Source organism: Agrococcus sp. HG114 (assembly GCF_024723325.1).
Classification (GTDB): domain Bacteria; phylum Actinomycetota; class Actinomycetes; order Actinomycetales; family Microbacteriaceae; genus Agrococcus.
This window is the reverse complement of sequence record NZ_JANQCH010000149.1, coordinates 1-5014: the sequence shown is the minus strand read 5'-3', so window position 1 is coordinate 5014 and position 5014 is coordinate 1. Positions and strand designations below refer to the sequence as shown.

4 protein-coding genes and 1 pseudogene are annotated in these 5014 nt (G+C 74.9%); 4 read left to right on the top strand and 1 reads right to left on the bottom strand.

The window, feature by feature from the left end; genetic code table 11:
- The 4 genes and pseudogenes from NWP09_RS11560 to NWP09_RS11545 form a co-directional block, all read left to right on the top strand.
- A pseudogene (locus NWP09_RS11560) lies at positions 1-984 on the top strand (2-succinyl-5-enolpyruvyl-6-hydroxy-3-cyclohexene-1-carboxylate synthase); the annotation flags it as partial.
- On the top strand, positions 968-1825 hold the full coding sequence (locus NWP09_RS11555) for an SDR family oxidoreductase (RefSeq protein WP_258275659.1): 858 nt from the start codon (positions 968-970) through the stop codon (positions 1823-1825). The pseudogene NWP09_RS11560 and the gene NWP09_RS11555, both read left to right, overlap by 17 nt.
- A complete protein-coding gene (locus tag NWP09_RS11550) occupies positions 1825-3033 on the top strand; it encodes an AI-2E family transporter (RefSeq protein ID WP_258275658.1) in 1209 nt (402 codons plus the stop codon). Before NWP09_RS11555 ends, NWP09_RS11550 begins: the two co-directional genes overlap by 1 nt.
- Positions 3034-3042: 9 nt before the next feature.
- A complete protein-coding gene (locus tag NWP09_RS11545) occupies positions 3043-3879 on the top strand; it encodes a PPK2 family polyphosphate kinase (protein ID WP_258275657.1) in 837 nt (278 codons plus the stop codon).
- A gap of 17 nt (positions 3880-3896) precedes the next feature.
- Here NWP09_RS11545 and NWP09_RS11540 read toward each other — a convergent pair.
- A partial coding sequence (locus NWP09_RS11540) for an isochorismate synthase MenF (protein ID WP_258275656.1) occupies positions 3897-5014 on the bottom strand: 1118 nt, incomplete at its 5' end.

The following is a 5014-nucleotide window of genomic DNA, read 5'->3' as shown; positions in this document are numbered from 1 at the left end:
GCCGAGGCGATCGCGGCGCCGCTCATCGCCGAGCCCACCTCCGGCGCGCGCTTCGGCCCGCTGCTCGTGCCCCACGGCCGCGACGTCGTGCCGCAGCTCGCCGACGAGGTGCGCCGCGTCGTGGTGCTCGGGCACCCGACGCTCTCGCGGGCGGTGACCCGGCTCATCCGCCGCCCCGACGTCGCCGTCGTCGTGCTCGGCCGCGCGGGGCAGGACAACATCCGCGGCACCGGCGACACCGAGGTGCTGAGCGGTCGCATCGAGGTCGAGCCGGCGGAGCCGACGGCCGACGACCGCGCGTGGGTCGAGCGCTGGCTGAGCGCCGGCCGCGCGCTCGCCGCCGCGCGCGAGACCGCGTCGGCCCCCGACTCCGGGCTCTCGCGCGCCGACTACGCGCGGGCCGAGCTCGCCGAGGGGCGGCAGCCCATCACGCGCGCCGAGCTCGTCGCGCAGGTGTGGGACCGCACGTGGCCGCACGACCGGCTCGTCGTCGCCGCGTCGCGCCTCATCCGCGAGCTCGACGTCGTCGCGGGCCCCAAGGCGGTGCGCGCCCACGCCAACCGCGGGCTCGCGGGCATCGACGGCACCGTGAGCACCGCATCCGGCATCGCCATCGCGCACGAGCGCGAGAGCGCCGGCGGCCTCACGCGGCTGCTCATCGGCGACCTCGCGCTGCTGCACGACGCGGGCGGCCTGCACGTGCCGCCGGGGGAGGAGCGCCCGCGGCTGCAGATCGTGGTCGGCAACGACAACGGCGGCAGCCTCTTCGAGCTGCTCGAGGTCGCCGGCAGCGCTGACCCCGGCGACTTCGCGCGCGTGCAGCGCACGCCGCACGACGTGTCGCTCGAGCAGCTCGCCGCAGCCTTCGGCTGGCCGTACGAGCGGGTCGTCGACCGCGCCGGGCTCCGCAGGGCGCTGTCGCAGGCGCGACCCGGCATGATCGAGGCAGTGCTGGAAGGGGGCGCGGATGGGCAGGGGCTCTGAGACGGTCATCGACGGGTCGACGACGGTCGTCATCACCGGCGGCGGCAGCGGCATCGGCCGCCTCGTCGCGCTCGCCGCGGCTCGGAAGGGCGCGCACGTCGTGCTGTGGGATCGCGACGAGTGCGCGGTGCACGGGGTCGTCGCCGAAGCGGGCGCCCAGGGCGGGCGCGCGACCGCCGTGGTCGTCGACCTCACCGACGCCGACGCGATCGAGCTCGCGGCCGCGGAGACGCTCATGCTCGGGCCCGTCGACGTGCTCGTCAACAACGCGGGCGTCGTCTCCGGCAAGCCGCTCGCCGAGCTGAGCGTCGCCCAGATCGAGCGCACGATGCGCGTCAACGCGATCGCCCCCATCCTCGTCACGCGCGCGCTGCTGCCGGCGATGCGCGACGCGGGCCGCGGCCGCATCGTCACCGTCGCGAGCGCCGCCGGCCTCATCGGCGTCGCGGGCCAGACTGACTACGCGGCGAGCAAGTTCGCCGCGGTCGGCTTCATGGAGTCGCTGCGGGCGGAGCTCCGCAAGGAGGGCGCGCCGATCACGACCCTCACCGTCGCGCCCTTCTACATCGACACCGGCATGTTCGAGGGCGTCACGACGAGGGTGCCGGCGCTGCTGCCGATCCTGTCGCAAGCGCGGGTCGCGACGCAGATCCTCGCGGCGATCGAGTCGCGCCGCACGCTCCTCGCCCTGCCGCCGCTCGTGCGCATCGTGCCGGCGCTCAAGCTGCTCCCGGCCCCGGTCGCCGACCGGCTCGCGGATGCGCTGGGCGTCAACCAGGGCATGGACGCGTTCCGGGGCCGGTCGGCCGCCGCGCGCTCGACCGACGAGGCGCTGCGCTGATGCGCTGGCCGTGGCAGCGGCGCAAGCCCGAGCCCGCCCCCGTCCCGATCGAGCCGCCGCGCGAGCGCTGGGGGCTGCCGCGCACGCTCATCGTGCTGCTCTCGGTCGTGACGGTCATCGCGGTGCTGATCCTGCTCAACCAGGTCGCGTCGTTCGTCACGCCGGTCTTCCTCGGCGTGAACCTCGTGATCGCGGTCATGCCGCTCCAGCAGTGGCTGCTGCGCATCGGCGCCCCGCGCATCGTCGCGGCGCTCGCGTCGCTCCTGACCGTCTACGCGTTCCTCGTCGCGCTGTTCTGGTCGATCTACTGGTCGGTGCAGTCGCTCGTCACCGAGCTGCCGGGCTACTCGAACGAGTTCAACGCCCTCTACCGCGACACGCTCACGTGGCTCGAGTCGCTCGGCGTCTCCGAGGACGAGGCGCTCGACCAGCTGCGGAACGCCTTCAGCCCCGGCGCGATCGCCGGCGCGGTGGGCTCGCTCGCCTCGGATGCGGGGGTCGTGCTCGGCTTCCTCGCGACGCTGTTCGTGGTGATCTTCTTCATCGCGTGGGACTCGATGCAGCTGCCAGAGCGGGTGCAGCGCATCGCCGTCACGAACCCAGACCTCGTGCGCGGCCTCGACCGCTTCGCCGCCGGCGTGCAGCGCTACTGGGTCGTGACGACCCTGTTCGGCCTCATCGTCTCCGCGCTCGACCTCGTCGCGCTCACCGCGCTCGGCGTGCCCCTCGCCCTCGTGTGGGCCGTGTTCGCGTTCGTGACCAACTACATCCCCAACATCGGCTTCGTCATCGGCGTCATCCCGCCGACGCTCATGGCGCTGCTCGCGAACGGCCCGATCAACGCGCTCCTGACCGCGATCCTGTTCAGCGTCATCAACTTCGTCATGCAGTCGCTCGTGCAGCCGAAGATCGCCGGCGACGCCGTCGGCGTCACCCCGGCGACCTCGTTCCTGTCGCTGCTCGTGTGGGCGTTCGCGCTCGGCCCGGTCGGGGCGCTGCTCGCGCTGCCGGCGACGCTCGCGGTCAAGACCCTGCTCGTCGACACCGACCCGAGGCTCGGGTGGCTGAGCAAGCTCGTGTCGAACAAGGTCGACGCCGCGCCGCCCGGCCGGCTCGGGCGCGCGGTCGCGCCCGGCTTCCAGCCGCGCTCGCAGCGGCCGGCGACCGCCGCCGTGCCCGTCCAGCCGGGGCCGCGCGGGCGCGACTAGTCTCGCCGCATGACTGCGATCACCGACGCGCTGCGCATCACCGGCGCCGCGGACCTCGCGCGCATCGATCCCCGGTCGACGCCCGGCTTCGTCGGCGACAAGCGGGCGGGCCAGCAGGCGCTCGCCGACGGCGCCGAGCGCCTCGCGGCGCTGCAGGAGCGGCTGTTCGCGTCGAGCACCGCGGGCGGCGACCGCGCGGTGCTGCTCCTCGTGCAGGGCATGGACACCGCGGGGAAGGGCGGCATCATGCGGCACGTCGTGGGGCAGGTCGACCCGCAGGGCGTCCGCATCAAGGCGTTCAAGGCGCCGAGCCCTGAGGAGCGCGAGCACGACTTCCTGTGGCGCATCGAGCGCGAGCTGCCGGCGCCCGGCTTCATCGGCGTCTTCGACCGCTCCCACTACGAGGATGTGCTCATCCACCGGGTGCGCGGGCTCTCGGACTCCGACGTGGTCGAGGAGCGCTACGGCCGCATCGTCGAGTTCGAGCGCGGGATCGCCGGGCGCGGCATCGCCCTCGTGAAGGTCATGCTGCACGTCTCGTTCGAGGAGCAGGGGCGTCGGCTGCTCGAGCGGCTCGACCGACCCGACAAGCACTGGAAGTTCAACCCGGGCGACATCGACGAGCGCGAGCACTGGCCGGCCTACATGGAGGCGTACGAGGTCGCGATCGAGCGCACCGCGACCGAGGCCGCGCCATGGCACGTCGTCCCCGCGGATCGCAAGTGGTACGCGCGCCTCGCGGTGCACGAGCTGCTCGTCGAGGCGCTCGAGGGCATCGACCCGCGGTGGCCGACGGCCGACTTCGACGTCGCCGCCGAGCGCGAGCGGCTCCTCGCCACGGGCTGACGAGCGGCGGCGGCGCGTCAGGGGAGCGGGTCGGCGAGCGCGTCGGTGATCGGGCGCAGCTTCACGGCGGTCTCGGCGAGCTCGGCGGCGGGGTCCGAGCCCGCGACGATGCCCGCGCCCGCGAACGCGCGGATCGCGCCCTCCGGCGACACCTCCGCACCGCGCAGCGCGATGACCCACTCGCCGCCGCCCTCGCCGTCGATCCACCCGACGGGGCCCGCGTAGCGGCCGCGGTCGACGCCCTCGAGCTCGCGGATGAGCGCGAGCGAGGCCGCGCGCGGCGTCCCCGCGACCGCCGCGGTCGGGTGCAGGCGCGCGAGCACGTCGAGCGTCGAGCGCTCGCCGAGCGTGCCGGTGATGTCGGTCGCGAGGTGCCACAGGTTCGGCAGCCGCAGCGGGAACGGCTCCGACGCGCGGGCGTCGGGCGCGAGCTCGCGCAGCACCTCCATCGCGGAGTCGGCCGCGTAGCGGTGCTCGCGCAGGTCCTTGTCGCCGGACGCGAGCGCCTCGGCGATCTCCGCGTCGAGCGCCGGCGTCGCCCCGCGCGAGGCGGTGCCGGCGAGCACGCGCGAGAAGAAGTGGCCGCGGTGGGCCGCGATGAGCGTCTCGGGGCTCGCGCCGATCACGCCGTCGACGGCGTACGTCACCGCGTCCGGGTAGCGCTGCACGAGCCCGACCGCGACCGACCGCAGGTCGCCGCCCGGCGGCAGCTGCCCCACCCGGTCGCGCGCGACCACGATCTTCTCGGCCTCGCCAGCACGGATGCGCTCGGTCGCCTCGGCGACGACGGCCCGGTAGCGCTCGGCGTCGATCGCGCCGTCGGCGAGCTCGACGCGCACCTCCTCCACCGCGGTGGGGTGCAGGCGGTCCCGCCCGCCGATCCACGTGACCCACTCGTCGTCGCCGCGGCGGCCCACGACGATCCGCGGCACGACGAGCACGCTCGTCGCGGCCGACGCGTCGTCGAACGCGAAGGCGCCGAACGCGACGAGGCCGGTGCCGGGCACGCCGACCGCGTCGTCGACGACCGCGTCCCGCGCGACCGCTCGCCACGCATCCGCCGCCTCGGTGAACCGCGACGGGCCCCGGAACTCGAGCCGGAGCGCGACGCCGCGCCCGACGATGCCGTCGGCGC